The organism is Rhizobium glycinendophyticum, from assembly GCF_006443685.1.
Lineage (GTDB): Bacteria > Pseudomonadota > Alphaproteobacteria > Rhizobiales > Rhizobiaceae > Allorhizobium > Allorhizobium glycinendophyticum.
In genome coordinates this window covers 116,418-141,986 of record NZ_VFYP01000001.1, presented here as the reverse complement: position 1 = coordinate 141,986, position 25,569 = coordinate 116,418, and the positions used below count along the sequence as shown (strand labels likewise).

General features: G+C 61.1%; 24 protein-coding genes and 1 tRNA gene. 11 read left to right on the top strand and 14 right to left on the bottom strand.

Annotated elements, in window-relative coordinates; genetic code table 11:
* Positions 1 to 131 precede the first annotated feature (131 nt).
* A tRNA-Ala gene (locus FJQ55_RS00660) sits at positions 132 to 207 on the bottom strand.
* Positions 208 to 361: 154 nt separating this feature from the next.
* Positions 362 to 745, bottom strand: a complete 384-nt coding sequence (locus FJQ55_RS00655) for a TIGR02300 family protein (RefSeq protein WP_113378333.1) — start codon at positions 743 to 745, stop codon at positions 362 to 364.
* 252 nt (positions 746 to 997) lie between these two features.
* Between FJQ55_RS00655 and cmk the strand changes: the two genes are divergently transcribed.
* Together cmk and rpsA are read left to right on the top strand one after the other, a co-directional pair.
* Positions 998 to 1,630 (top strand): (d)CMP kinase, encoded by a 633-nt coding sequence (gene cmk / locus FJQ55_RS00650; protein ID WP_140825819.1) that lies wholly within the window; start codon positions 998 to 1,000, stop codon positions 1,628 to 1,630.
* Between the two features lie 153 nt (positions 1,631 to 1,783).
* A complete protein-coding gene (gene rpsA, locus FJQ55_RS00645) occupies positions 1,784 to 3,487 on the top strand; it encodes a 30S ribosomal protein S1 (RefSeq protein WP_062277411.1) in 1,704 nt (567 codons plus the stop codon).
* A 79-nt stretch (positions 3,488 to 3,566) separates the two neighbouring features.
* On the opposite strand, the gene FJQ55_RS00640 is transcribed toward rpsA, so the two are convergent.
* On the bottom strand, positions 3,567 to 5,240 hold the full coding sequence (locus FJQ55_RS00640; RefSeq protein WP_140825818.1) for a hypothetical protein: 1,674 nt from the start codon (positions 5,238 to 5,240) through the stop codon (positions 3,567 to 3,569).
* Between the two features lie 240 nt (positions 5,241 to 5,480).
* Here FJQ55_RS00640 and FJQ55_RS00635 point away from each other — a divergent pair, with 240 nt between their 5' ends.
* A complete protein-coding gene (locus FJQ55_RS00635; RefSeq protein ID WP_140825817.1) occupies positions 5,481 to 6,878 on the top strand; it encodes a nicotinate phosphoribosyltransferase in 1,398 nt (465 codons plus the stop codon).
* Between the two features lie 4 nt (positions 6,879 to 6,882).
* Here the strand turns inward: FJQ55_RS00635 and FJQ55_RS00630 are convergent, their stop codons facing one another.
* Complete coding sequence (locus tag FJQ55_RS00630; RefSeq protein WP_140825816.1) at positions 6,883 to 7,134, bottom strand: hypothetical protein; 252 nt, start codon at positions 7,132 to 7,134, stop codon at positions 6,883 to 6,885.
* A 156-nt stretch (positions 7,135 to 7,290) separates the two neighbouring features.
* On the opposite strand from FJQ55_RS00630, the gene FJQ55_RS00625 reads away from it, so the two are divergent.
* A complete protein-coding gene (locus FJQ55_RS00625; protein WP_140825815.1) occupies positions 7,291 to 7,614 on the top strand; it encodes a DUF6665 family protein in 324 nt (107 codons plus the stop codon).
* Between the two features lie 30 nt (positions 7,615 to 7,644).
* On the opposite strand, the gene FJQ55_RS00620 is transcribed toward FJQ55_RS00625, so the two are convergent.
* Positions 7,645 to 8,268 carry a ribonuclease D gene (locus FJQ55_RS00620; RefSeq protein WP_140825814.1) on the bottom strand — a complete coding sequence of 208 codons (624 nt, stop codon included), beginning with the start codon at positions 8,266 to 8,268 and terminating at the stop codon, positions 7,645 to 7,647.
* A 601-nt stretch (positions 8,269 to 8,869) separates the two neighbouring features.
* On the opposite strand from FJQ55_RS00620, the gene FJQ55_RS00610 reads away from it, so the two are divergent.
* Positions 8,870 to 10,294: a phosphomannomutase gene (locus tag FJQ55_RS00610; protein ID WP_140825813.1), complete on the top strand. Its 1,425-nt coding sequence runs from the start codon at positions 8,870 to 8,872 to the stop codon at positions 10,292 to 10,294.
* A gap of 52 nt (positions 10,295 to 10,346) precedes the next feature.
* Positions 10,347 to 11,093: an SDR family NAD(P)-dependent oxidoreductase gene (locus FJQ55_RS00605; RefSeq protein WP_140825812.1), complete on the top strand. Its 747-nt coding sequence runs from the start codon at positions 10,347 to 10,349 to the stop codon at positions 11,091 to 11,093.
* Positions 11,094 to 11,126: 33 nt separating this feature from the next.
* On the opposite strand, the gene FJQ55_RS00600 is transcribed toward FJQ55_RS00605, so the two are convergent.
* The 3 genes from FJQ55_RS00600 to FJQ55_RS00590 are packed head-to-tail and all read right to left on the bottom strand — an operon-like array spanning position 11,127 to position 14,487.
* Positions 11,127 to 12,344, bottom strand: coding sequence for an SAM-dependent methyltransferase (locus FJQ55_RS00600; RefSeq protein ID WP_140825811.1), 1,218 nt, complete (start codon positions 12,342 to 12,344; stop codon positions 11,127 to 11,129).
* The gene (locus FJQ55_RS00595) at positions 12,341 to 13,132 is read right to left on the bottom strand and encodes a DUF1365 domain-containing protein (protein WP_140825810.1); all 792 of its coding nucleotides are present in this window, start codon (positions 13,130 to 13,132) and stop codon (positions 12,341 to 12,343) included. Before FJQ55_RS00595 ends, FJQ55_RS00600 begins: the two co-directional genes overlap by 4 nt.
* On the bottom strand, positions 13,129 to 14,487 hold the full coding sequence (locus tag FJQ55_RS00590; RefSeq protein ID WP_208758174.1) for an NAD(P)/FAD-dependent oxidoreductase: 1,359 nt from the start codon (positions 14,485 to 14,487) through the stop codon (positions 13,129 to 13,131). The genes FJQ55_RS00595 and FJQ55_RS00590 overlap by 4 nt, the downstream gene beginning before the upstream one ends.
* Before the next feature lie 242 nt (positions 14,488 to 14,729).
* On the opposite strand from FJQ55_RS00590, the gene FJQ55_RS00585 reads away from it, so the two are divergent.
* Genes FJQ55_RS00585 through FJQ55_RS00565 form a run of 5 tightly spaced genes read left to right on the top strand, consistent with a single transcriptional unit; the run spans position 14,730 to position 19,092 of the window.
* The gene (locus FJQ55_RS00585; protein ID WP_140829012.1) at positions 14,730 to 15,299 is read left to right on the top strand and encodes a sigma-70 family RNA polymerase sigma factor; all 570 of its coding nucleotides are present in this window, start codon (positions 14,730 to 14,732) and stop codon (positions 15,297 to 15,299) included.
* On the top strand, positions 15,296 to 15,970 hold the full coding sequence (locus FJQ55_RS00580; protein WP_140825808.1) for a ChrR family anti-sigma-E factor: 675 nt from the start codon (positions 15,296 to 15,298) through the stop codon (positions 15,968 to 15,970). Before FJQ55_RS00585 ends, FJQ55_RS00580 begins: the two co-directional genes overlap by 4 nt.
* A gap of 38 nt (positions 15,971 to 16,008) precedes the next feature.
* A complete protein-coding gene (locus tag FJQ55_RS00575; RefSeq protein WP_140825807.1) occupies positions 16,009 to 16,410 on the top strand; it encodes a DUF2177 family protein in 402 nt (133 codons plus the stop codon).
* A gap of 53 nt (positions 16,411 to 16,463) precedes the next feature.
* Positions 16,464 to 17,477 (top strand): ligase-associated DNA damage response exonuclease, encoded by a 1,014-nt coding sequence (locus FJQ55_RS00570; RefSeq protein ID WP_140825806.1) that lies wholly within the window; start codon positions 16,464 to 16,466, stop codon positions 17,475 to 17,477.
* A 4-nt stretch (positions 17,478 to 17,481) separates the two neighbouring features.
* Complete coding sequence (locus FJQ55_RS00565; RefSeq protein ID WP_140825805.1) at positions 17,482 to 19,092, top strand: cisplatin damage response ATP-dependent DNA ligase; 1,611 nt, start codon at positions 17,482 to 17,484, stop codon at positions 19,090 to 19,092.
* A 21-nt stretch (positions 19,093 to 19,113) separates the two neighbouring features.
* Here the strand turns inward: FJQ55_RS00565 and glpK are convergent, their stop codons facing one another.
* The 6 genes from glpK to FJQ55_RS00535 form a co-directional block, all read right to left on the bottom strand.
* Complete coding sequence (gene glpK / locus FJQ55_RS00560) at positions 19,114 to 20,607, bottom strand: glycerol kinase GlpK (RefSeq protein WP_140825804.1); 1,494 nt, start codon at positions 20,605 to 20,607, stop codon at positions 19,114 to 19,116.
* A gap of 80 nt (positions 20,608 to 20,687) precedes the next feature.
* On the bottom strand, positions 20,688 to 22,409 hold the full coding sequence (locus FJQ55_RS00555; RefSeq protein WP_140825803.1) for an ABC transporter substrate-binding protein: 1,722 nt from the start codon (positions 22,407 to 22,409) through the stop codon (positions 20,688 to 20,690).
* 82 nt (positions 22,410 to 22,491) lie between these two features.
* Positions 22,492 to 22,773, bottom strand: a complete 282-nt coding sequence (locus FJQ55_RS00550; protein ID WP_113378352.1) for a DUF2160 domain-containing protein — start codon at positions 22,771 to 22,773, stop codon at positions 22,492 to 22,494.
* Positions 22,774 to 22,783: 10 nt separating this feature from the next.
* Positions 22,784 to 23,602 (bottom strand): carbohydrate ABC transporter permease, encoded by an 819-nt coding sequence (locus tag FJQ55_RS00545; RefSeq protein ID WP_140825802.1) that lies wholly within the window; start codon positions 23,600 to 23,602, stop codon positions 22,784 to 22,786.
* Positions 23,603 to 23,615: 13 nt separating this feature from the next.
* Positions 23,616 to 24,485: a carbohydrate ABC transporter permease gene (locus tag FJQ55_RS00540; RefSeq protein WP_113378354.1), complete on the bottom strand. Its 870-nt coding sequence runs from the start codon at positions 24,483 to 24,485 to the stop codon at positions 23,616 to 23,618.
* 2 nt (positions 24,486 to 24,487) lie between these two features.
* Positions 24,488 to 25,558, bottom strand: coding sequence for an ABC transporter ATP-binding protein (locus FJQ55_RS00535; RefSeq protein ID WP_140825801.1), 1,071 nt, complete (start codon positions 25,556 to 25,558; stop codon positions 24,488 to 24,490).
* Between the last annotated feature and the right edge of the window lie 11 nt (positions 25,559 to 25,569).

Here is a 25,569-nt window from a genome sequence, read left to right as displayed (position 1 = left end):
ACACTTTGCGTTACCCGAAACTGATGCCTGCACGCTGGGGCCATGCGTGGGTACCTTCTTGGGTACTCAATTCTCCAAGGGACGTCTTCACCGCTTTGATTTTAAACGTAAATTCGGAGTTCTGGAAATTTTGGTGGAGCTAAGCGGGATCGAACCGCTGACCTCTTGCATGCCATGCAAGCGCTCTCCCAGCTGAGCTATAGCCCCATCAGGGTACCGGGTATTTCCGGCTCCGGGAACCCCGTGGAAAGCACCGCTTCCGTCGGGGTGGCGGCTTGATACTTCCGGTGATCGGAGATGGCAAGCCGAAAAATGAAAGCCCGGGCATTTTTTTGTGCCCGGGCCCGAAATCCTTGAAAAATCAGACTTCGTCGTCGTCGCCGGGGACGCCGATCAGGCCGGACATGTCGTCGTCGTCGTCATCTTCATCGGCTTCGAGGAAGGTGTCGTCGTCATCGCCGTCGATCTCGACGTCATCATCGCCCATATCGGGGATGTCGTCGCCCGATGCCTCGTCTGCATCTTCGAGGGAGACGAGTTCGACGTCGGTGTTTTCGGTATCGACTTCTGCGACGTCCTCTTCCTCAGCCTTTTCCATGATGGCTGCGACCGAGGTTTCCTCGAAATAGGAAAGCGGCCAGGACTTGCCCGTGTACGGCGACACGATCGGGTCCTTGTTCAGGTCGTAGAATTTCTTGCCGGTGTCGGGGCAAGTGCGTTTCGTTCCAAGTTCTGCCTTCGCCACTGTCAAAGCCTCATGAAGTCGTGAAGAATAGGGGCATGCGCCTAGCGCCCGGCACGAGGCCGGCCAAACTGTAGTCGGTCCCCTTAATCGCTGACGTTCGTCCTGTCAAAGGCAATCTGCGGGTGAAAGGCAGGAGCGTCGGGGATCGGCCTGCGCCATGCGTCATCACTGCTCGTGTCACCGCTTCGCTTGGCAAGCCGCGCCAAGCTTTGTATCAGGCATCAGAGGCAAGCGTGGATCGAAAGGACCGGCATGATCATCGCCATCGACGGGCCGGCGGCGGCCGGCAAAGGGACGCTGTCGCGCAGGATCGCCGAGACCTACGGCTTTCACCATCTGGATACAGGGCTCACCTATCGGGCGACCGCAAAGGCACTGATCGATGCCGGCCTGCCGCTCGACGACGAGGCGATTGCGGAACGGGTTGCCCTCGCGCTCGACCTCGGCGGTCTGGACCGGGACGTGCTATCAGCGCACGACATCGGCGAAGCTGCGTCGAAGATCGCCGTGATGCCGGCGGTGCGCCGGGCGCTGGTCGAGGCGCAGCGGGCGTTTTCCACACGCCTGCCCGGCACCGTGCTCGACGGGCGCGACATCGGCACCGTGGTCTGCCCACAGGCGCCAGTGAAGCTCTATGTCACGGCCTCTCCGGAGGTGCGGGCGCGTCGACGGTATGAAGAGATCATCGCCAAGGGCGCGAGCGCCGATTTCGAGGCAATCTTCGCGGATGTGAAGAAGCGCGACGAACGCGATATGGGACGGGCCGACAGCCCCTTGAAACCAGCGGATGATGCGCACTTGCTAGACACGTCCGAAATGAGTATAGAGGCCGCATTCTCGGCGGCGAAGGAACTCATCGACGCTGCCCTGACGAAACTGCGCTGATCCGGAACCGGCCGAGCCGCTTTTCGTTTCAGCTGGCCACTTCCCCGTCCCCGCGCCGGACAGCTCTCCAATGAGAGCGGATGGAGGATTTGGTCCCGACCAACACGAACCACCGGCGCTCACGCATCCCAATGGATGCGACTAGGAGATTTCATGTCTGTTTCTACCCCGTCGCGCGAGGACTTTGCAGCCCTCCTCGAGGAATCCTTTGCCAAGACCGACTTGGCCGAAGGCTATGTTGCCAAGGGCATCATCACCGCCATCGAGAAGGACGTCGCAATCGTTGACGTCGGCCTCAAGGTCGAAGGCCGCATCGCGCTGAAGGAATTCGGTGCACGCGCCAAGGACGGCACGCTCAAGGTCGGCGACGAAGTCGAAGTCTACGTCGAGCGCATCGAAAACGCTCTCGGCGAAGCTGTTCTGTCGCGCGAAAAGGCGCGTCGCGAAGAAAGCTGGATCAAGCTCGAAGCCAAGTTCGAAGCTGGCGAGCGCGTTGAAGGCGTTATCTTCAACCAGGTCAAGGGCGGCTTCACGGTTGACCTCGACGGCGCCGTTGCCTTCCTTCCGCGTTCGCAGGTTGACATCCGTCCGATCCGCGACGTGACCCCGCTGATGCACAACCCGCAGCCCTTCGAAATCCTCAAGATGGACAAGCGTCGCGGCAACATCGTTGTTTCGCGTCGTACGGTTCTCGAAGAAAGCCGCGCTGAGCAGCGTTCTGAAATCGTTCAGAACCTCGAAGAAGGCCAGGTTGTTGACGGCGTCGTCAAGAACATCACCGATTACGGTGCGTTCGTTGACCTCGGCGGCATCGACGGCCTGCTGCACGTCACCGACATGGCATGGCGCCGCGTCAACCATCCTTCGGAAATCCTGTCCATCGGCCAGTCGGTCAAGGTTCAGATCATCCGTATCAACCAGGAAACCCACCGCATCTCGCTCGGCATGAAGCAGCTCGAGTCGGATCCGTGGGATGGCATCGCTGCCAAGTACCCGGTTGGCAAGAAGATCTCCGGTACCGTCACGAACATCACCGACTACGGTGCATTCGTCGAGCTGGAGCCCGGCATCGAAGGCCTGATCCACATCTCGGAAATGTCCTGGACGAAGAAGAACGTTCATCCCGGCAAGATCCTTTCGACCACGCAGGACGTCGACGTCGTCGTTCTCGAAGTCGATCCGTCGAAGCGCCGTATCTCGCTCGGTCTCAAGCAGACGCTCGAGAACCCGTGGCAGGCATTCGCCTACAGCCACCCGGCTGGCACTGAAGTCGAAGGCGAAGTCAAGAACAAGACCGAATTCGGCCTGTTCATCGGCCTCGAAGGCGACGTCGACGGCATGGTTCACCTCTCGGATCTCGACTGGAACCGTCCGGGCGAACAGGTCATCGAAGAGTACAACAAGGGTGACGTGGTCAAGGCCGTCGTTCTCGACGTCGACGTCGAGAAGGAACGCATCTCGCTCGGCATCAAGCAGCTCGGCAAGGACTCGGTTGGCGATGCCGCCGCTTCCGGCGACCTGCGCAAGAACGCCGTCGTTTCGTGCGAAGTCATCGGCATCAACGATGGCGGCATCGAAGTGAAGCTGGTCAACCACGAGGACATCACGTCCTTCATCCGCCGCGCCGATCTGGCCCGCGATCGTGACGATCAGCGTCCGGAGCGTTTCTCGGTCGGTCAGGTTGTCGACGCCCGCGTCACCAACTTCTCCAAGAAGGACCGCAAGGTCATGCTGTCGATCAAGGCTCTCGAGATCGCAGAAGAGAAGGAAGCTGTGGCACAGTTCGGTTCGTCCGACTCTGGCGCATCGCTCGGAGACATCCTGGGTGCAGCCCTGAAGAACCGCAACAACGACTAATCCTCGCTGTTGACTGAGCTTAGACGAACCCGCCGGGAGCAATCCCGGCGGGTTTTTTTGTTGCGCCATCGGCTAATGTTCATGCGAAATCGGAGAGACGCAGATAGAGCGCCTGGGCCGGGTCCGGCTCGGGAGAGGGCAAGGTTGCGACGACATTCGCCGCATCAAGGGAAGAGGTAGCGGGGTCGAGATTGGGCTGACCGTCCGTCTCGTCGCCTTGAATTTCTGCGCCTGACGTCTCAAGGAATTCTTGCGGGTCCTGGCCAGAAGGCTCGTCGCCGGATGCCTCGTTTCTGTCGTCTTCAGCGGACTGTTCAGGCTCGGCGTCATCCTCGGCGTCCTTGCGGACCGCCTTGACGGGAACGGGGTCATTATCCGTCTCAATCACGTAATTGACGAAAGCGAGCGGCAGACCATTGCCATGGATCCCACCCCGGTCAGGCTCCTGACGGTCCGATGGCGGGACAGAGGTCGTGAGAGCGAGGCGCTCCTCCAGGTGGACAGGACGGTCCGCTGACGGGAGATCAGCCTCATCCATCGCGCTCTCCGGTAACGCGGTGGTCGCGGATGGCTTGATCGTTGACTCCGGCACATCCGGTTTATCGGCCATCAGAGCTTCGAAGGCGAGGTTCGCCATGTCCGGTTGATCCTCAGCAGCATAGAGGGCCAGGAGGGTGCGGATAAGCTTCGTCTCTGCGACTTCCTCAAGCAGATGCGGCGGGAGCGACGGGTGCGGTGACGAGGACGTACCGGCAACCGGCGCTGGCAGCGGGTGGGCGACATCGTTCCTGCCGTCGGGTCCTTCCTCGGTACCTTGCGTGGCGGGCAGAACGGAGGGATTTGCAGGATCGGCTCCAGCTTCGGCGTCTGGCTCTCTTTCTGCCAGGGCCGCAACCAACGGACTGGCGCGTTCCGTCACCGAGGGGGAAATGGTCGCAGTCGGCAACATTTCGGCGGACTCAGCCATGCTGGCGCGCATCTGGCGTAGACGGGAAAGCGATTCCGAATCAGCGCTTTCGCCCGCGACATGGGCATCACCGGGTGACGCAGCCCCCATAACTGTGGCCCGGTCATCTTCTTCCGCCTGTCCAGTGACCGTGGGCGCGGCGGAGATGAGCGTTGTTGCCGGTCTGGAAGGTCCGGCCGTTGCGAATACGGGCGATGTCATCTGACCCGTCGGGAGGGACGCAGACGATTTCGGCGTGCGGGTGGTGGTGGCGGGCTCGGCAGGAGTCGGCGCCCCGGCCAGATCGCCATTCTGTCGATAGGAGGAAATCACCGCGCGGGCGCCGGGATCACGCTCTTTCTGGCGATAGAGCTCCAGATAGATCGCGAGCGTCGCTGCTTCCGGACCCTGCGGGTTTCGCAGCGCCTGGAGCAGGGTCCGCAATTGCAGGCCGGCGAAGGCCTCGGACAAGAGGGCCCTCAGTCTCTGCTGTTCTGCCGGAGCCAATGTCGCGATGGCATCGATGAGTCGCGCAGCAAAGGCTGTGAGAGGCTCGTTGGGTTCCTGCTTCATCTTGAGCACAGAGGCGAGAACCTCCGTAAGGATGAGGAGGTTCTGCGACATGCGCTCAGGCGCGCTAAGCAGCATGATGTTGAGATTGCCGGCAATGGCCGTTGCCGCACTCGCTGAATAGGGCTCTTCCGTCACCGGCGCGGCCACGCGATCCGCGTTGCGGCCTTCTACGGCGCTGCGATTCTCCGAAATAGGCTGATACAGGTTCGTCTGGGCGCTGACGGGACCAAGCATGGCGACCTCTCGCGTTCAGGGCGCCAGTCGCTGCGCGGGCTCCTTTGCCTAGTGAAAACGGCTAAAAGGAGCTCAAAGCGGCGGCGCATCTTCCTGCTTCAAGGGCGAGTGTCGCAAAACATGGTTAACGAAAAGCTAATTCCATCGACGCTGCCCTCGACGCTCAAGTTTCGCGCATACCTGGAATGGCAAACTGCCCACCGGCGGCCCTGTGCCGCACAACTTTTGATGGGCGCCAGCATGACATCCAATCTCATCCTGAACACGGACAGCTACAAACTCGGGACCTATCTTCAGTATCCTCAGGATACGCGGGCCGTCAGCGCCTTCGTCACGACACGCGGTGGCTCGTTCCGGCCAGAGGTGATGTTCTTCGGGCTGCAGATGTTTCTCAAGGACTACCTGTCCAAACCGGTAACGCGCTTGGATGTCGCGGAGGCCGAAGAGGTGGCTGCGGCCCATGGCCAACCTTTCGACAAGGAGGGGTGGTTGCATATCGTCGAGGCCCATGGGGGTCTGTTGCCGCTCAAGATCGAGGCGCTGCCGGAAGGCACGGCACTGCGACGAGGCGTGCCGATCGTGCAGGTGGTCAACACCGACCCTGCCCTTCCTTGGCTCACCTCTCATATCGAGACATCGCTGCTGCGGGCCATCTGGTATCCCTCGACGGTTACCACAACGGCCTGGCGGCTGCGCATGGCGATTCTGCCCTTTCTTGAGCGCACCACCGACGATCCGCAGGCGCTGCTGCCGAGCCGGATCAGCGATTACGGGTGCCGCAGCACGTCGAGCGTCGAGCAGTCGGCCATCGGCGGGGCCGCCCATCTCGTGCACTTTCACTCGTCTGATTCGCTTCCCGGCATCCTGCAGGCGCGACGCGCCTATGGGGGGAGCATGCCCGCATTCTCAATCCCGGCGGCAGAACACGGCACGATCACGGCCTGGGGGCAGGAACAGGAGGTGGACGCCTATTCTCACCTGATCGACAAGTTCAGCAAGTTCGGCGCCTATTCGGTCGTCTCCGACAGCTATGATCTGCACAATGCCGTCACAGAAATCTGGGGCAAGAAACTACAGACGAAGGTGCGTGCTGCAGGCGCGACGCTTGTGGTGCGACCCGACAGCGGCGATCCGATCGACACACCCGTGCAGGTGGTCGCGCAACTGGCCTACGCCTACGGTACCCGGCTAAATGGCAAGGGCTTCAAGGTGCTCGACGCCAATGTGAGGGTGATCCAGTCCGACGGCGTCTCTATCCAAGATATCCAGATGATCCTGGGACGGCTGGAGGGCATGGGCTTTTCGGCCGAGAACATCTCTTTCGGCATGGGCTCAGGGCTCTTGCACAAGATTAACCGCGACACGCTTTCCTTCACCATGCGCGCCAGCGCGGTACAGACTGGGGCGGGGGCATGGCGCGAGATCGGTCGTCGGTCCACCAATCCGCAGGAAAAGCCAGCCATGACCGGACGCGTCGCAGCGATTGCCGATGGGGCCGACATCGTGGCAATTCCGCTATCTGAGCTTGGGACGCGGCAAAATCTGCTTCAGCCCGTATGGGAAAACGGTCGCTTGCTCAAAGACTGGAGCTTCGACGAGATCCGCGCGCGCGCGAGCGCCGCAAGCGTTTCCGCCTGAAACGTCAGTCTACCAGGCGCAGAAACATCGGATAGAGCCCTGCATCATCGGAAGGTGCGGGAATGCGTTTGCCGAGCGGCTGGTCGGGACGGCTGCGCTCGTCAACCATCAAGGCATCCAGCCAGGTGGCCGGAGCATAGTCAGTTCCCGAGCCTGGATCCTCGGGATTGTTTTCGTTGCTGCCTGCTCGGTCGGTATCATACGTGATGGTCGAGCGGGATAGGCTGTCGAGAAGGCTGTGGGCTGCTTCCGTCATGGTCGCTTGATTCTACGCTTTGCTCTCACGAGGCCCCTTGAATCCCGAGGCCTTGCTGCCGATTTCACTGCGGTGATGATGCGAATTCTGAGTTAATGAAAGCTTGGCACAATCGCTACATTGCATGTCAATTCTCGTCTACAAGAACCGCTAGACATGAGCTTCCGACCGCCCGCATCTCTGCTCGCATCGACCTCAGGAGACTTGCTTTCGGCTCTCGAACAGGAGTTGGCCGGCGAGATGGCGGACGTTCTGGGGCGCGCGGGACGGAAGGTGGAACTCGCGTTGCACCGATGTGCCGAGGCCCGGGCCGGAGCGCCGGAACGATTAACCGAGGCCCTCGACGAGGCCGCGCAGGCGGTCTTTGCGCTATCGGTTCAACGGGAATTATGCGGCTTGCGCAATCAGGCGGCCATGATCCGGCACTACGACATCCCCCGAGACGTCATGGCACGCGTCGGGATCTCCCGTAAGACCTGACGGTGGATCCTATCTCACGTTACTGCGTGATCAGCTGTGGGCGAAGATATCGGTCTCTTCCCAGCCCAACAGGTCGAGCTTAGAGCGGGTCGGCAGGAATTCAAAACAGGCTTTCGCGTGCTCCATGCGGCCATCGCGGACAAGACGCTCGGTCAGTTTGTCTCGCAAGGCATGCAGATACAGAACATCCGAGGCGGCATATTCGAGCTGCGCCTGGCTGAGCTTCTGGGCCGCCCAATCGGAAGACTGTTGCGCCTTGGAAATGTCAACCTCGAGCAGTTCCTTGAGATTGTCCTTGAGGCCGTGACGGTCCGTATAGGTGCGGCAGAGGCGCGAGGCAATCTTTGTGCAGAAGACGTAGGCCGTGGTCACGCCGAAGGTATGGAAGAGCACCGCAATATCGAAGCGTCCGTAATGGAAAATCTTCTGACGCGCCGGATCGGCGAGTAGGGCGACGAGGTTTGGCGCTTCCTTTTGTCCGGCCGCGATGCGGATGACGTCAGCCGTTCCATCGCCCGGGGACAGTTGCACGACGCACAGGCGGTCACGACGCGGCACAAGACCCAGGGTTTCCGTATCGATGGCGATCGCGTCAGTGTAGCGGGCGGCGCTCTCTGCGGAAATATCGCCTTCGTGGGTGCGGATCGTCGCCATTGAAGTCTCCAGACATTGGTTCTTTCCGGCCCGCTATAACGGAAAGTGGCAGGCGGGGCCATCCCATGGCTTATCGGAGTGCGCCATGGATCATCGCCGCGACAATTTGTTCGGCGATGATACAACGACAAGCAGCCATGCCTATCGTGCATGAGCAATTGTAAGAGTGGTGAGCAAAATGGTGGCAGCAGCAAAACGAAGGTTCGGTTTCGTTGGAACAGCGTAGATTCGAAAGACTCGAAAGCACGCTACGCTTTAAAAACCAAACCGATGACCAACGCTTGAAGGTAGCCATGCATCTGACGCACTGCTGCGTTGCAACAACGAGGATTGGCAGCAAGGAGCCTTTTGGGTAGAAAACAAGCATCGAAGCGGCGCACTCCTCCTCCCAGCGCCGCTCGGTAGGATCGGCAATACTCCTCCTCCTCCCAATTGCCGATCGAGTTTAAGAGCCTGGCGCACCTCCTCCCGCGCCAGGCTCTTTTCATTTCAGGCCGCCCTTCCTTCCGCCGCCTCAACGATCACGCCTTCCGGTATTCTGCTTGATGCTCCGACCCGTCAGCCCATATAAAGGGCTCCGATGGAACACGAGGAGAGACGCATGACGGCAAAATTCGGTACCAGCGGCCTCCGGGGGCTGTCTTCGGACCTGGTGGGCGCCGTCTCGGCTCTCTATTCGACTGCCTTTGCCCGCCATCTTCTGTCGCAAGGGCTGGCGCAGGCCGGATCGCCCGTTGTCATCGCACGCGATTTTCGCCCATCCAGCCCAGAGATTGCATCAACGATCATGGCGGCGCTCCGACGCGTCGATCTTGTGCCGATCGATTGCGGAACGATCCCGACCCCGGCGCTTGCGCTTTACGGTGCCTCATTGGGGGCGGCCGGAATCATGGTTACGGGTTCTCATATCCCGGCAGATAGAAACGGCATCAAGTTCTATCGGCCGGATGGCGAGATCAACAAGCAGGATGAGCAGGCAATCACCCGCCTTGCGGCGGAGCTCGCCGCAGATCCCAACGCAAACCAGGTCGATAGCGGCACGGGCGACGATCATGAAGAAGCGGCCAGCACGCTCTTCCTCGAGCGCAATCTCGGCGTTCTGCCCGCCGCCTGCCTGAATGGAAAGCGCATTGGGGTCTATCAGCACAGTACCGTTGCCCGCGATATGCTGGTCAGCGTGTTCCAGCACTACGGTGCAACTGTGTTTCCCCTCGGGCGCTCGGATATATTCATTCCTGTCGACACCGAAGCAGTGTCGACCGACACGGTGATGCAGCTTGCAAGATGGAGCGACGAACTGGCACTGGACGCCATTCTGTCGACCGATGGCGACGGGGACCGTCCGCTGGTGGCCGACGAACACGGACAGCCGCTACGCGGCGATCTGCTCGGCCTGGTTGCCGCGCGCTTCCTAAAGGCAAAGACCGTTGCAACGCCCGTGACGTCCAATTCGGGCCTCGAAGACGACGGCGGCTTTTCGGTCATCCGCACGCGCGTCGGCTCGCCCTATGTGATTGCGGCCATGGAGACAGCCCTTGCTGACGGCAAGGAGAGCGTGCTGGGTTTCGAAGCGAATGGCGGACTGATGCTGGGGTCGGACTTCACCGTCGGGGCGAAGATCCTGAAGGCGCTTCCGACACGCGACAGTTTCCTGCCAGCCCTTGCCGCACTCGGCGTGGCCGCACAGACCGGTCAGTCGCTGTCCGGCCTCGTCAAGGCCTTCAGCCTGCCGGTGGCACTTAGCGACCGGCTGGAGAACTTCGCGACGGAACGGAGCGCCAGCCTGATGGCGCATATTCGCCAGTCGCCAGAAAACCTGTCCAGTTTCCTTTCCCCCATTGGCAGCGTGGCAGAGGTCAGCGATATCGACGGTGTCAGAGCTACCCTTGACGATGGAAGGGTCATCCATTTCCGTCCGTCCGGCAATGCGCCCGAAATGCGTTGCTATGTCGAAGCGAAAAGCCATGCAGACGCAGAGGCGCTCCTAAAAAGCGGGCTCGAGCTCCTGCGCGGCTGGGGCGGTTAAACCGAGAGGGGATGCCCGGCGTATTGGTCATGATACAAACGAAGAGGATGTGATGACCAAGACCGCCTGGATCACCGGTTCTAGCTCCGGCATCGGCCGAGCACTCGCCAAACGGCTCGTGGAGAACGGTTACAAGGTGGCCGTCAGCGCCCGCAACGCCGAATCGCTCGCCGCACTTGCCGCCGAACACCCCGGCCGGATCGCCGCTTTTCCGCTGGACGTTACTGATGGCGAAGCCGTTCGAAAGGTGGCAAATGCTGTTGTGGCCGCGATGGGGCCGATCGATCTCGCGGTCTTTGCTGCCGGCTCCTATACGCGCGATTATGCCGTCGATTTCAGTGCTGAGCGCACCCGCCAGATGTTCGACCTGAACGTCCTTGGTACGGCCCATTGCCTGGAGGCAGTGATGCCAGGGATGATCGCGCGGAAAGGTGGGCACATCGCGGTGGTCGCGTCGGTCACCGCCTATGTGGGCCTGCCGGGGGCCGCCAGTTACGGAGCCACGAAGGCTGCGCTCAACAACCTTTGTGAAGCACTGCATCCGGAGCTTGCTAGCCATGGCGTTACTCTTTCAGTCATCAATCCCGGATTCGTCGCCACGCCTCTGACCGCAAAGAACGACTTTCCGATGCCTTTTCTGGTGTCATCGGAAGAGGCCGCCGAGATCATTGCCAAGGCCCTCGCCGGGGGCAAATTCGAGATCATTTTTCCCTGGAAGATGGCGATTGCGATCCGCCTCTTGCACGCCCTGCCGCACAGGCTGCGCTTTGCGCTCACGCGCAAGATGCTGCGCTCCTAACGGAGGTGGCGGGGCACTTGCCCCGCCGGAAGATCAGGCCGGCTTGTCCAACCGGAACTGAACCACATCTATGCGGCCAACGCGGAAGCCGACGGCGCAGTAGTGCAGGTAGAGACGCCACATCCGGTAGAAGCGGCGATCGAATCCGAGCGGCTCGATTGACGGCCAGCTATTTGTGAAGGCGTTATCCCAGGCAATCAGGGTGCGATCATAATCGCGACCGAAACGGAAGCGATCGCCAACTTGCAGTCCGGTGCGGCTGGCGTCGCGTTCGAAGGTCGTCGCGGACGGCAGCATGCCGCCCGGAAAGATGTAAGTCTGGATGAAGTCTGCGCTGCGACGGTACTGCTCGAAGCGGCTTTCATCAATGGTGATCGTCTGGATCATCGCCTTGCCGCCGGGCACGAGGCGCTCCTGGACAGCTTTGAAATAGACGGGCCAGTTCTCTTCGCCGACCGCTTCGAACATCTCGATCGAGACGATCTTGTCGAACCGGCCCTGGCAGTCGCGATAATCTTCCAGACGGATATCGGCGCGATCGGCAAGACCTGCCTTTTCCAGCCTTTCGCGGGCGAATTTCGCCTGTTCGACGGACAGCGTCAGGCCGGTGACCCGGCAGCCGGTGGTGCGGATGGCGTGCTCGGCAAAACCGCCCCAGCCGCAGCCGATCTCCAGCACATGGTCGTCGGGGCCGATCTTCAGTTCTCGAACGATCCGGGCATATTTGGCCTCCTGAGCTTCGGCGAGCGACTGGCCCGGCGTTTCGTAGAGAGCCGAGGAATAGGTCATCGTACGGTCGAGCCACTGGCTGTAGAACGCATTGCCCAGGTCATAGTGGAAGGCGATGTTTCGTCGGCTACCTTTCTTGGAATTGCGGCGCAGCTTGTGACGCAGGCGCGCGATCCCTTCGAAAACTACGGAAGATGAAAGGATCTTGCCGAGCTCGGCTTCGTTCGCCAAGGCGAATTCGACAACGCTACCAATATCGGGGCTGTCGAGGTCGCCATCGATGAAGGACTGGGCGAAGCCCAGGGTACCGCCGGTGAGGATTCGAAACACCGGCTTCGCATTGCGAACACACAGCGTGGCATGCGGACCCGGCAGCCTGCCAACGGCAACATGCTCACCGTAACCTTCGAACTGCAGCGTCAACCGGCCGGCTGCGACACGATCGGCCCAGCGGCACAGCACCCGCTGCCAGAACGGAAGGGAAGACACTACAGATGGCATTTCTTGTTCAGCATGACTCATGACTTGTTCATCCCACTCTGCAGAACGATCGTCGAAGCGACCGGTTTTGCTGCAGGCGCATGGCGATAGACCGGAACCCCCTTCAGCCAGAGCCGCAGCGCTTCCCAATGGATTCCCCCCATCACTTTCAAGGTCATCAGTGGATAGGTCATCAGCATGCGCAATAAGCTCGCATCCGACAAGGGGGCTCTCTTGCCGGAAAAGAGAGCCACCAAGATTGGCCCTTCGCCATCGCTTTCACCAATGTGAACGCCAACTTTTTCGCCCGGGGGATTGATGCGGAAATCGTAGAGGCAATCCATCGGCATGAAGGGCGAGACATACATCTCCTTGGGGCATTGGTGCCTCAGGACCTGCTGCCCTTCTTCCACCGGAATGACGTAGGTGTGGCGCTCGTTGAAGGTGTTGCAGACTTCGTAGAGCACGGCCTGCAGACGGCCGTCGCGGTGGTGGCAGAAGTAGACGGTAAGCGGATTGAAGACGTAGCCGAAGATGCGGGGATAGCAGAGCATGCGGATCTTCGAGCCACTGGCATCAAGCCCGGCTGCATGCAAGCGGCCTTCCACCCATTGTCGCAAGTGACCAATCTCGCCATCGCCATGATCGGCATCGTAGACCGCATAAAGCGCCCGGCGATTGTGGCCGAAGAAGCGGAGGCTGCGGTCTAGATCAGCAATCTCATCAAGGTCGACGAGCAGTGAAAAGACGCTGTAGCGCAGCTTGTGCTGCTTAGGTCGGCTGCGGACATGCACGACATGGCCGGCATATATGGCGGATTGCCGGCTCATTCGGCGGCCTCAAGCTGTCGGGTGATGACGATACGGCCTGACTCGTCCTTGACCGACCAGGGGCGGCGGACACCACCCAGCGCTTCCGCAACGGCGAGACCAGACTGCAAGCCGTCCTCGTGGAAACCACTACCGAAATAGGCGCCGCAATACCAGGTGTTGCGGTGACCTTGGAGCTGCCAGATCTGGCGCTGCGCGCGAATGGCGGCAGCATCAAACAGGGGGTGTTCATAATGGAAGGTCTGGATCACCTTAGCCGGATCAATCGGGCGGCAGGGATTGAGGGTGACGAAGAGCGGGTTCTTCGGATCGAGCGACTGCAGCTTGTTCATCCAATAGGTCACGCAGAGCATATCGCCTACCCCGTCCTGGCGTCCGGCTACATAGTTCCAGCTTGACCACACGGACTTCCGCTTCGGCATCAATGCTTGATCGGAATGCAGCACGGCGACATTGGGCGTGTACTGGAAAGCTTCGAGGAGAGCGCGCTCGCGCGCATCGGCGTCCTGCAGCAGGTCGAGGCTCTGGTTCGCATGGGTTGCGAGCACAACGTCGTCAAAGGTCTCGGCATGGCCGTGGATATCGATCACTTCCACTCCCACTGCCAGTCGCCGGACATGAGCCACCGCCGTCGAAAGGCGGACGGTTCCGCGGAAATCGGCAAGGATGCGGGCGACGTATTCGCGGCTGCCGCCCTTCACCGTGCGCCACCGGGGACGGTCGGTGAGCGTGAGCAGGCCATGGTTGACGAAGAAGCGGATAAAAGCGTGGAGCGGATAAAGCCGCATTTCCGATGCCGTGGTAGACCAGATGGCGGCGCCCATGGGCAGAAGGTGGTCTTCGACGAAGCTATCCGCATAATTTGCCGAGGCGAGATAATCGCCGAGCGAAACGCCATCTAGCTCGGGGCGATCCAGAAGTGCCGGCGCTTCGCGGTAGAAGCGCAGGATATCCTTGACCATGCGCCAGAAGCGCGGCCGGAGCAGGTTGGTCTTCTGGCCTAGAAGGCCGCTCAGGCCAGAGCCTGAATATTCGAAGTCGCCATCGACGAGCGAGGCGGCAAAGGACATGTCAGAGGCAAGCGTCGGGACATCGAGGTGTTCGAAGAGCTTGACGAGGTTGGGATAATTGCGATCGTTGTAAACGATGAAACCGGTATCGACCGGGGTGCCCCGATCACCGCCCGGGGCCACCACGGTGTTAGAATGGCCGCCCGGCCTCCCCTCTGTCTCGTAGAGGACGACCTCGGCACTGCGAGACAGAAGCCAGGCGCATGAGAGGCCGGAGATACCGGAGCCCACGACCGCAATCTTCCGCTTTCCCCCGAATGCGGCCTTCGTGACGCCAATATCCATAGACCCGCCCATTTCCCTCAATGCGAATAATCAGTTTTGCTTCTTATTACGCAAGGCTTTTGCGAGTGGATCGACAGGAGCCATTAAATTCATGCGCAGTGATCTGCTTTTCGGCAGCCGGCGTAGTGACCTGCATGATCAACATGATTCCCATACGGGCCGATGCGTGCCAAAGTCACCCCGGGCGAAATGCGCGGCAAACAGTCGTGGCGGCGACCCAGCGAGGGATAAATAGCGTTTCGATGACCGGATCGGTTGATGAATTAGAGCCGCAGAATTTTGCGCAACTTTTGGCGTCTGTCGGGCGTGATCGTGATGTCGAGGCATTCGAGGCGATCTTCAAGCATTATGGCCCGAAGGTGCGCGCCTATATGGCGAAGCTGGCCCGTGATGGGCAGGCCGCTGAAGAACTGATGCAAGAGACGATGCTGGCGGTCTGGAACAAGGCGGCGCAGTTCGATCCGGCACGCGGAAACGTGTCCAGCTGGATTTTCACCATTGCGCGCAACCAGCGTATCGACGCCTTTCGTCGCGCCAAGCGACCAGTCTTCGATCCGTCGGATCCGGCGTTCGTTCCCGATGACGTTCCCCCGGCGGATGTCGAATTCGAAGGGCGCCAGGAAGCCGATCGGCTCCGGCGCGCCATGGAAACTCTACCACCCGAACAACTCGAACTTCTAAAGATGTCATTCTACAGAGAAGCCTCACACAGCACCATCGCCGCCGAGCTCGGCCTGCCGATGGGTACCGTGAAATCCCGCATCCGATTGGCTTTCGCCAAATTGCGAGCAGCCTTGGAGGAGCGCGCATGAACGCTCACGTTCAACATCATATCAGCGACGAATTGTTGCTCGATTACGCAAGCGGTACCTTGGCCGAAGGTTGGAGCATTGCAGTCGCCACGCATCTGGCGCTCTGCCCAAGCTGCCGCGACCGCCTCTCTTTCATGGAACATGCCGGCGGCGAACTGCTGGAAGCGGTAGAGGTCGAGGATAGCGCGAGCGCAAGCGAAAGCTGGACTTCGATGATGAACAAGATCGCTGCGGATAACAGGAGGCCCGCCGCCAAAGCACCGGCGCGCATCGTGGAAACAGGTGATGTCGTCATCCCGGAACCTCTGCGGTCCTATCTGGGCACCGACGTGGAGGGTTTGAAGTGGCGGGCCCTCGGGCGCGGCGCCTATCACATTCCGATCAAGACCGGCGACAGGGAAAGCCAGGTTCGGCTCCTGAAGATCCCGGCGGGCAAGCCCGTGCCGGAGCATTCCCATGGGGGTCGCGAACTGACGCTGGTACTGAAGGGCGCCTTTACGGATGGCTCGACGGTATTTCGGCGCGGCGACCTGGAAGAGGCGGACGAGACGCTGACGCATCAACCGGTTGCGACGCCGGACGAAGACTGCATCTGTCTCGCCGTGACCGACGCACCGCTGAAGTTCAAGAGCCTGCTCGTCAGACTCGTTCAGCCCGTCCTGGGAATTTAAGGCCGGCGGGCGAACGGCCCGCCTGATGGAGACGACGCATGACCTATCTGATCGCCTATGTGTCGACGGCTGTCGTCTTTTTCGCACTTGACTATCTGTGGCTGACGCGCGTGGCGATCGGGTTTTATCGACAGAACATCGGCGAGTTGCTGCTCGCCACCCCGAATTTCCCGCCGGCCGGGATCTTCTATCTGTTCTACGTGATTGGCCTCGTCTATTTCGCGGTCATGCCGGCGCTTACTGCAAACAGCGTCGTGACGGCGCTGCTTCATGGCGCCATGCTCGGGCTGCTCGCCTATGGTACCTACGACATGACCAATCTTGCCACGCTCAAGGGCTGGTCGCTCTCCGTCAGCCTCGTCGACATGGCCTGGGGTGCGGTGCTTTCGGCAACGGCTGCTGCAGTCGGCTATCTCGTCGTGTCGCGTTACGCGGCCTGAGCGGCAAGGGGTGACATCTGGCGGGCGGCATTCGCACGCCCTATCTTCCTTTTATGATCAAACCGGACCTTCTTCTGCATCCGACCCCCGGCGGGCTCTATTGCCCGATTGGTGACTTTTATGTCGATCCGGTGCGGCCGGTGGGCCGGGCGCTCATCACCCATGGCCATTCCGACCATGCGCGCTCCGGGCATGCCCACGTGCTGGCAACCCGCCAGACGCTGGATATCATGGCGATCCGTTACGGCGAGGATTTTGCCGCGTCCTCGCAGGCGGCCGGCTTCGGCGAGACGATCAACGTGAACGGCGTGTCCGTGCGCTTTCATCCGGCGGGGCATGTGCTGGGATCGGCACAAATCGAGATCGAGAAGGACGGGACGCGCATCGTCGTTTCCGGCGACTATAAGCGCGGTGTCGATCCGACTTGTGCGAGCTTCGAGCCGGTTCCCTGCGACGTGTTCATCACGGAGGCGACCTTCGGCCTGCCGGTCTTCCATCACCCGCCACCGGCCGGCGAGATCGAGAAGCTTCTGACTTCGCTTCGGCAGTTTCCCGAGCGCAGCCATCTGATCGGCGCCTATGCCTTGGGCAAAGCACAGCGGGTGATCTCGCTGATCCGGCGCGGCGGTTACGACCAGCCGATCTATATCCACGGGTCGCTTGCCAAGCTTTGCGACTACTATGAGAGCGAGGGAATCGATCTCGGCGAATTGCGGCCGGCGACGACCGAGGACAAGAAATCGGGAAGCCTGAAGGGTGCCGTTGTGATCGGCCCGCCGTCAGCTTTCAACGATCGCTGGGCGCGGCGTTTTGAGGACCCACTGCCGATCTTCGCTTCCGGCTGGATGATGGTGCGGCAGCGCGCCAAGCAGCGGGGGGTGGAGCTGCCGCTCGTCATTTCCGACCATTGCGACTGGCCGGAACTCCTGGACACGATCCGCGAGGTAAAACCGCAGGAGGTTTGGGTGACGCATGGGCGCGAGGAGGCGCTGGTGCGCTGGTGCGAGCTTTCGGGCATCGCTGCCCGCCCACTGCACCTCGTCGGTTACGAAGACGAGGGGGATTGAGCCGATGAAAGACTTCGCCAATCTTCTCGACCGCCTGGTCCTGACGCCGAGCCGCAACGGCAAGCTGACGCTGCTCGTCGATTACTTCAAGGCAACGCCGGACCCCGACCGGGGTTATGCGCTGGCGGCGCTGACTGAGGGGCTCGACATCAAGGGCGTAAAGCCAGCCCTGCTCAAGGAACTGGTGCTGGAGCGGATGGACCCGGTGTTGTTCCAGTATTCCTACGACTATGTCGGGGATCTCGCCGAGACGATTTCGCTGGTGTGGGAACCCTCGGATATCGAAGCCGCCTCTGAAGAGGACGATCGGCTGTCGGCGATCGTCGAGCGGCTGCAGCGGCTGGGTCGCAGCGAGACGCGCGGAGTGATGCGTTCGCTGCTGGACCGGCTTGATACGTCGGAACGGTTCGCGCTGATCAAGCTCGTCACGGGGGGACTCCGGATCGGTGTGTCCGCGCGGCTGACGAAGCAGGCGCTGTCGATCTTCGGCAACAAGGACGTGACCGAGATCGAAAGCCTGTGGCACGGCCTGAAGCCGCCCTATCTCGACCTTTTCGCCTGGCTGGAAGACCGGACGGAAAAGCCGGTTCTGGCGACACCCGCGATCTTTCATTCGGTCATGCTGTCGACGCCGGTGGAGGATCGCGACATTGCGACGCTCGATCCGGCGGATTTTGCGGCGGAATGGAAGTGGGACGGGATCCGGGTGCAGCTTTCCTGCGCGGGCGGGCGCAACCGACTCTATTCGCGTTCGGGCGATGATATTTCGGGCGCCTTCCCGGATATCGTCGAGGCGGCGCGGTTCGAGGGGGTCATCGACGGGGAGCTGCTGGTGGGCGGCACATCGCGCACCAATGCGCCGACCCGGACCTTCTCCGACCTGCAGCAGCGATTGAACCGCAAGACCGTGACGGCGAAGATGCTGGAGGACTATCCGGTCTTCATCCGGGCCTATGACATTCTCTTTGATGGTGCCGAGGATGTTCGCCCGGAACGATTCCTCGACCGACGGGACCGGCTGACGACGCTGATCGAGCAGCAGGCGCCCAACCGTTTCGACATCTCACCACTGGTGCCGTTTTCGACCTGGGACGAGCTGGAGCGGCTCAGGGCAGACCCACCCGATCCGGTGATCGAAGGGGTCATGCTGAAGCGCTATGACAGCGTCTATCAGGCGGGCCGTGCCAAAGGGCCGTGGTTCAAGTGGAAGCGCGATCCGATGAATGCCGATGCCGTGCTGATGTATGCACAGCGTGGGCATGGGAAGCGATCCAGCTACTACTCCGACTTCACGTTTGGGGTCTGGACGGCCATTCCGGGCGAAGGCGACGTCCTGGTGCCGGTGGGCAAGGCCTATTTCGGCTTTACCGACGATGAGCTGGAGGTGCTCGACCGCTTTGTGCGCAACAATACCGTTGAACGGTTCGGGCCAGTGAGGAGCCTTAGAGCCGAGCCGGAGCACGGCTTCGTGGTCGAGGTGGCATTCGAAGGGCTGGCGCGTTCGACCCGGCACAAGTCGGGGATTGCCATGCGGTTTCCCCGCATCGCGCGGCTGAGGCAAGACAAGCTGCCGAAGGACGCCGACCGGCTGGAGACACTGGTCGCCATGCTCTGACGACCAGTGTGTTTTCAAGCGTCAGCGTGTGGTGAGGCAGCGGGAGACGCTATCCTGCCAACCGGCAATGGCGGCCTCCCGTTCACCCGTTTCCATCGTCGGTTCGAAGCGACGGTCGCGCTTCCAGGTGGCGGCGAAACCGGCCTGATCGGGCCAGAGGCCGGCGCGGGAGCCGGCGAGCCATGCGGCACCCAGAACGGTGGTTTCGAGCAAGACGGGACGATCGACCGGGGCCGCCAGGATGTCGGCGAGACGCTGCATGGTCCAATCGGAGGCGACCATACCGCCATCGACACGCAGGACCGTCTGCGAGCTCGCGCCCGTCCAGTCCTTCTTCATTGCTTCGAGAAGATCATGCGTCTGGTAGGCGACGCTTTCGAGCACGGCGCGGGCGAATTCGGCGGGGCCGGTGCCACGGGTCAGGCCGAAGATGGCGCCGCGTGCATCGGCATCCCAATGGGGCGCGCCGAGGCCGGTAAAGGCGGGGACGAGATAAACGCGCTGGTTCGGGTCGGCCTTGCTGGCCAGCGCATCGGTTTCCGAGGCGACCTTGACGAAGCCCATCTGGTCACGCAGCCATTGCACGGCGGCACCGGCGATGAAAATCGAGCCTTCGAGCGCATAGGTCGTCTTGCCGTTCAGGCGGTAGGCGATGGTGCTCAGGAGACGGTTGGAGGAGGTGACGCGGTCGGTGCCGGTGTTCAGCAGCGCGAAGCAGCCTGTGCCGTAGGTGGACTTCATCATGCCGGGCTCGAAGCAGGCATTGCCGATGACGGCGGCCTGCTGATCGCCGGCGACGCCGAGGATCGGAATTTCCGCGCCGAGCACAGACTTGTCGGTGATGCCGAAGTCGTCGGCGCAATCCTTGACCTCGGGCAGCATGGCGCGCGGAATGTCGAGAATCGAGAGCAGTTCGTCGTCGAAGCGGTTTTCGCCGATGTCATAGATCAGCGTGCGCGAGGCGTTGGTCGCATCCGTGGCGTGGACCTTGCGACCGGTCAGCTTGTAGATGAGCCAGCTGTCGACCGTGCCGAAGCAGATCTCGCCGTTTTCGGCGCGGGCTTTCAGTCCATCGACGTTCTTCAGCAGCCAGGAAAGCTTGGTTCCGGAGAAATAGGGATCGAGCAGCAGGCCGGTCTTCTGCGTGAAGAGCGGTTCCAGACCCTTGTGCTTCAGCTCGTCGCAGAAGCGGGCTGTGCGGCGGTCCTGCCAGACGATGGCACGGTGAACGGGCTTGCCGGTATTGCGGTCCCAGACGACGACGGTTTCGCGCTGGTTGGTGATGCCGATGGCGGTGATGTCGGTAATCTTGATTTTTGCGGCCGATAGCGCCTTTTCGATCGTAGCGAGTACGCTCTGCCAGATCTCGTCCGCATCATGTTCGACCCAGCCGGAATCGGGGAAATGCTGGGTGAACTCCTGCTGGGCGACACCGACGATGTGCATCTCGTGATCGAAGATCATCGACCGGGTCGAGGTGGTGCCTTGGTCGATGGCCAGAATGTAACCGCTCATCAGGCGCAAACTCCTTATGTGAAGAAGCCGGGGCGTAGATTTCGCCCCGGCAGTTGTCAATGATCAGGGTCTGATCCGGCTCACTTCTGCCAGCTCTTGACCAGTTCGTCGTAGTTGACCGTGATCGGCTTTTCTTTTTCGTTCTCGATCTTCAGCTGCGGAGCCAGGTTACCCTTGGCGACTGCATCCTTGTTCCAGTATTCGAGATCGTGTTCTTCGGCGAGTGCCGGACCGATGTCACCCTGGACGCCCGCACGCTCAAGACGCTGCAGGACCTTTTCCTGCTCGGCGCAGAGCGAGTCCATGGCTTCCTGCGCGGTCTTCGCACCCGAGGATGCGTCACCGATCGCCTGCCACCACAGCTGAGCCAGCTTCGGATAATCAGGGATGTTCGTACCGGTCGGCGACCACTGAACGCGGGCCGGCGAACGATAGAACTCGATCAGGCCACCGAGGTTCGGTGCACGGTCGGTGAAGGACTTGTGCTGGATCGTCGATTCGCGGATGAGCGTCAGGCCAACATGGCTTTTCTTCACGTCCACGGTCTTCGAGGTGACGAACTGTGCATAGAGCCAGGCGGCCTTGGCGCGGTCGTCAGGGGTCGACTTCATCAGGGTCCAGGAGCCGACGTCCTGATAACCGAGCTTCATGCCGTCCTTCCAGTAGACGCCGTGCGGGCTCGGAGCAAAACGCCATTTCGGGGTGCCGTCCTCGTTGACGACCGGCAGGCCCTTCTTGACGAAGTCGGCAGTAAACGCCGTGTAGGTGAACATCTGCTGGGCGACGTTGCCCTGAGCAGGTACCGGACCGGCTTCACCGAAGGTCATGCCCTGGGCTTCCGGCGGTGCATAGGCCTTCAGCCAGTCGAGATACTTCTGGATGGCGTAGACGGAGGCCGGGCCGTTGGTGTCACCGCCGCGGGCGACGCAGGAGCCGACCGGCTGGGACTTTTCGTTGACCTTGATGCCCCATTCGTCGACAGGCAGACCATTCGGCAGGCCCTTGTCGCCGTTGCCGGCCATGGAGAGCCAGGCATCGGTGAAGCGCCAGCCGAGCGACGGGTCCTTCTTGCCGTAGTCCATGTGGCCGAAGACCTTCTTGCCGTCGATTTCGCGGCCGGTGAAGAATTCGGCGATGTCTTCGTAAGCGGACCAGTTGACCGGGACGCCGAGGTCGTAGCCGTACTTGGCCTTGAAGTCGGCCTTGTTCTTCTCGTCGTTGAACCAGTCATAGCGGAACCAGTAGAGGTTCGCGAACTGCTGGTCAGGCAACTGATAGAGATCGCCGTCCGGAGCGGTCGTGAACTTGGTGCCGATGAAGTCGGCAAGGTCAAGGTTGGGGTTGGTAACGTCCTTGCCTTCGTTGGCCATCCACTTGGTCAGCGAGCGGGCCTGCTGGTAGCGCCAATGGGTGCCGATCAGGTCCGAGTCGTTGACATAGGCGTCGTAGATGTTTTCGCCCGACTGCATCTGGGTCTGCAGCTTTTCGACGACGTCGCCTTCGCCGATCAGGTCGTGCGTGATCTTGATGCCGGTGATCGCGGTGAATGCCGGGGCCAGGACCTTGGATTCGTATTCATGGGTGGCAATGGTTTCGGAGACGACCTTGATCTCCATGCCGGCAAAGGGCTTCGCCGCATCGATGAACCACTGCAGTTCGGCTTCCTGGGCGGCGCGGTCGAGCGTCGACATGTCGCCGATCTCGGTATCCAGGAACTTCTTCGCCGCTTCCATGTCGGCGAATGCCACGCCGGTCATGGCGAGCAGCATGGCCGCCGTCGTTGTCAAAAGGTGCTTTCGCATTTTCGTCCTCCCTAAGGTTGCGATTGCAGAGTTGAAGTCATCAGAATGGCAGCCTCCCGCCGCCATCCGCCGTTGTCCGGCCCTATACGTAGCGGAATACGCCGATGGCGTAGACCACGGACAGAGCGAGAGCCCACCACAGGTTCGGCCCAACAAGGCCGAGCCAAGCAAGATGAATGAAGGCCGAGCCGAGCAGCGACACGAAGAGCCGGTCGCCACGGGTTGTCTCGAACCTGAGTATGCCAACCCGGGGATTGCCGCCGGGCGAGAAATATTCCCACACCGCCATCGAGACGATCAGCGTCAGGATCGCGATGAAGAAGAGCGCTGTCGGCAGCGTCCAGGCCATCCATGTGAAGTTCATCGACGCCTCCTCAGACGCGGCCCAGGGCAAAGCCCTTGGCGATGTAGTTGCGAACGAAATAGATCACGAGCGCGCCCGGGATGATGGTCAGCACGCCGGCGGCGGCGAGCACGCCCCAGTCCATGCCCGAGGCCGAGACCGTGCGGGTCATGATGGCGGCGATCGGCTTGGCATCGGTCGTGGTCAGCGTGCGGGCGATCAGGAGCTCGACCCAGGAGAACATGAAGCAGAAGAAGGCGGCGACACCGATGCCGGACGCGATCAGCGGGATGAAGATTTTCACGAAGAAGCGCGGGAAAGAGTAACCGTCAATATAGGCGGTTTCGTCGATTTCCTTTGGCACGCCGGACATGAAACCTTCGAGGATCCAGACCGCCAGCGGCACGTTGAAGAGGCAGTGGGCCAGGGCGACTGCAATGTGCGTGTCGATGAGCCCGAAGGCCGAATAGAGCTGGAAGAAGGGCAACGCGAAGACGGCCGGCGGCGCCATGCGGTTGGTGAGCAACCAGAAGAACAGGTGCTTGTCGCCGAGGAAGCGATAGCGCGAGAAAGCGTAGGCTGCCGGAAGTGCCGCAGCGACTGAGATCACCGTGTTCAGGCAGACATAGATGATCGAATTGATATAGCCCTTGTACCAGGACGGATCGGTGAAGATCACGGCATAGTTGTGAAGCGTCGGATTGACCGGCCAAAGCGACAGCGCGCCCGTGATCTCCGAATTGGTTTTGAAGCTCATGTTGACCAGCCAATAGATCGGCAGCAACAGGAAGATGATGTAGACCGTCGGGATCAAGAACCCGAAGCGCGAACGATCGTCGGAACTGCTCATCGAGTGCGCCTCCTTACTGGCTCTTTGCGTCGCTGACGGTCATCACGGTGTAGAAGACCCATGACATCAGCAGGATGATCAGGAAGTAGATAATGGACATGGCTGCCGCCGGACCGAGGTCGAACTGCCCGACGGCCATCTTGACCAGGTCGATCGACAGGAAAGTGGTCGAATTGCCGGGGCCACCGCCGGTGACGACGAAGGGCTCGGTGTAGATCATGAAGCTGTCCATGAAGCGGAGCAGCACGGCGATCAGGAGCACGCGCTTCATCTTCGGCAGCTGGATGTAGCGGAAGACGGAGAAGCGGGAGGCACCATCGATCTTGGCAGCCTGGTAATAGGCATCCGGGATCGAGACGAGGCCGGCGTAGCAGAGCAGCACGACGAGGCTGGTCCAGTGCCAGACGTCCATGGCGATGACCGTGATCCAGGCATCGACGGGATCCTGGGTAAGGTTGTAGTCGATGCCGATGGCGTTCAGGACATAGCCGAGAAGACCGATGTCGACGCGGCCGAAGACCTGCCAGATGGTGCCGACGACGTTCCACGGAATGAGAAGCGGCAGGGCCATGAGCACCAGGCAGACCGGCACGCCCAGACCCTTCTTCGGCATGTTGAGCGCGATCAGGATGCCGAGCGGCACCTCGATCGCCAGGATGATCATCGAGAAGATCAGGTTGCGGACCAGGGCATCCCAGAAGCGGTCCGACGACAGGATTTCGGCGAACCAGTCGGTGCCTGCCCAGAAGAATTCGTTGTTGCCGAAGGTGTCCTGAACGGAATAGTTGACCACGGTCATCAGCGGGATGACGGCCGAGAAGGCCACCAGCAGCAGGACCGGAATGACCATGAACCAGGCCTTGTTGTTCCAGGTCTTTTCCATCGTCAGCCCTCCAGACCTACGCGCCAAGAATCGGCGAAGATGCCGATGCCCGCCGGGTCGAACGTGATTTTTGGATCGGTCGGAATGTCGGCGTCTTCCGAAACCACGATCGACAAGGGCTGGTCGCAGAAGCGGGCCCGGACGATCTTCTGGCGGCCGATGTCTTCGACCTTGGAGATCGTGACCGGCATGCCTTCGCGTCCCAAGCGAACGAACTCGGGACGAATGCCGAGTTCGAGCTTCGACTGAGAAGCGAGCTTGGGTGCGCCGGGAAGCGCGATCGACTGGTCGCCGACGGTGGCGGTCGTGCCGCTGATTTTGGCCGGCATGACGTTCATGCCCGGCGAGCCGATGAAATAGCCGACGAAGGTGTGGCTCGGGCGTTCGAAAAGTTCGGCCGGCGTTCCGATCTGAACGATCTGGCCGTCATACATGACGACGACCTTGTCGGCGAAGGTGAGGGCTTCGGTCTGGTCGTGGGTGACATAGACCATGGTGAAGCCGGACTGGCGGTGCAGGCGCTTCAGCTGCGAACGCAGCACCCATTTCATGTGCGGATCGATGACGGTCAGCGGCTCATCGAAGAGGATGGCGTTGACGTCGGAACGCACCAGGCCACGGCCGAGCGAAATCTTCTGCTTCTGGTCGGCGGTCAGACCTTGGGCGCGCTTTTTCGCCATGGGCTGGAGGTCGATCATGTCGAGGATCTCGTTGACCCGCTTATTGACTTGATCTTCCGGCACATGGCGGTTGCGCAGCGGGAAAGCGAGGTTGTCGTAGACAGTCATGGTGTCGTAGACGACCGGGAACTGGAAGACCTGGGCGATGTTGCGCGCCTGGGTCGGCAGCGTGGTCACGTCGACGCCATCGAATTCGATGCGGCCATCGGAGGGGTGCAAGAGACCCGAAATGATGTTGAGAAGGGTGGTCTTGCCACAGCCCGACGGGCCTAGAAGCGCGTAGGCACCGCCGTCATCCCATTCGTGATGGACTTCCTTCAGGGCATAGTCTCCGGCTGCGCGAGCGGCCGGTGTGTAGGCGTGGCGGATATGGTCGAGATTGATGCGCGCCATGTCGGTCCTCC

Excerpts from the sequence above, each read along its gene's own strand:
- cmk (WP_140825819.1), top strand. The coding sequence starts at position 998 with ATGATCATCGCCATCGACGGGCCGGCGGCGGCCGGCAAAGGGACGCTG.
- rpsA (WP_062277411.1), top strand. The coding sequence starts at position 1,784 with ATGTCTGTTTCTACCCCGTCGCGCGAGGACTTTGCAGCCCTCCTCGAG.
- FJQ55_RS00640 (WP_140825818.1), bottom strand. The coding sequence starts at position 5,240 with ATGCTTGGTCCCGTCAGCGCCCAGACGAACCTGTATCAGCCTATTTCG.
- FJQ55_RS00635 (WP_140825817.1), top strand. The coding sequence starts at position 5,481 with ATGACATCCAATCTCATCCTGAACACGGACAGCTACAAACTCGGGACC.
- FJQ55_RS00630 (WP_140825816.1), bottom strand. The coding sequence starts at position 7,134 with ATGACGGAAGCAGCCCACAGCCTTCTCGACAGCCTATCCCGCTCGACC.
- FJQ55_RS00625 (WP_140825815.1), top strand. The coding sequence starts at position 7,291 with ATGAGCTTCCGACCGCCCGCATCTCTGCTCGCATCGACCTCAGGAGAC.
- FJQ55_RS00620 (WP_140825814.1), bottom strand. The coding sequence starts at position 8,268 with ATGGCGACGATCCGCACCCACGAAGGCGATATTTCCGCAGAGAGCGCC.
- FJQ55_RS00610 (WP_140825813.1), top strand. The coding sequence starts at position 8,870 with ATGACGGCAAAATTCGGTACCAGCGGCCTCCGGGGGCTGTCTTCGGAC.
- FJQ55_RS00605 (WP_140825812.1), top strand. The coding sequence starts at position 10,347 with ATGACCAAGACCGCCTGGATCACCGGTTCTAGCTCCGGCATCGGCCGA.
- FJQ55_RS00600 (WP_140825811.1), bottom strand. The coding sequence starts at position 12,344 with ATGAGTCATGCTGAACAAGAAATGCCATCTGTAGTGTCTTCCCTTCCG.
- FJQ55_RS00595 (WP_140825810.1), bottom strand. The coding sequence starts at position 13,132 with ATGAGCCGGCAATCCGCCATATATGCCGGCCATGTCGTGCATGTCCGC.
- FJQ55_RS00590 (WP_208758174.1), bottom strand. The coding sequence starts at position 14,487 with ATGGATATTGGCGTCACGAAGGCCGCATTCGGGGGAAAGCGGAAGATT.
- FJQ55_RS00585 (WP_140829012.1), top strand. The coding sequence starts at position 14,730 with ATGACCGGATCGGTTGATGAATTAGAGCCGCAGAATTTTGCGCAACTT.
- FJQ55_RS00580 (WP_140825808.1), top strand. The coding sequence starts at position 15,296 with ATGAACGCTCACGTTCAACATCATATCAGCGACGAATTGTTGCTCGAT.
- FJQ55_RS00575 (WP_140825807.1), top strand. The coding sequence starts at position 16,009 with ATGACCTATCTGATCGCCTATGTGTCGACGGCTGTCGTCTTTTTCGCA.
- FJQ55_RS00570 (WP_140825806.1), top strand. The coding sequence starts at position 16,464 with ATGATCAAACCGGACCTTCTTCTGCATCCGACCCCCGGCGGGCTCTAT.
- FJQ55_RS00565 (WP_140825805.1), top strand. The coding sequence starts at position 17,482 with ATGAAAGACTTCGCCAATCTTCTCGACCGCCTGGTCCTGACGCCGAGC.
- glpK (WP_140825804.1), bottom strand. The coding sequence starts at position 20,607 with ATGAGCGGTTACATTCTGGCCATCGACCAAGGCACCACCTCGACCCGG.
- FJQ55_RS00555 (WP_140825803.1), bottom strand. The coding sequence starts at position 22,409 with ATGCGAAAGCACCTTTTGACAACGACGGCGGCCATGCTGCTCGCCATG.
- FJQ55_RS00550 (WP_113378352.1), bottom strand. The coding sequence starts at position 22,773 with ATGAACTTCACATGGATGGCCTGGACGCTGCCGACAGCGCTCTTCTTC.
- FJQ55_RS00545 (WP_140825802.1), bottom strand. The coding sequence starts at position 23,602 with ATGAGCAGTTCCGACGATCGTTCGCGCTTCGGGTTCTTGATCCCGACG.
- FJQ55_RS00540 (WP_113378354.1), bottom strand. The coding sequence starts at position 24,485 with ATGGAAAAGACCTGGAACAACAAGGCCTGGTTCATGGTCATTCCGGTC.
- FJQ55_RS00535 (WP_140825801.1), bottom strand. The coding sequence starts at position 25,558 with ATGGCGCGCATCAATCTCGACCATATCCGCCACGCCTACACACCGGCC.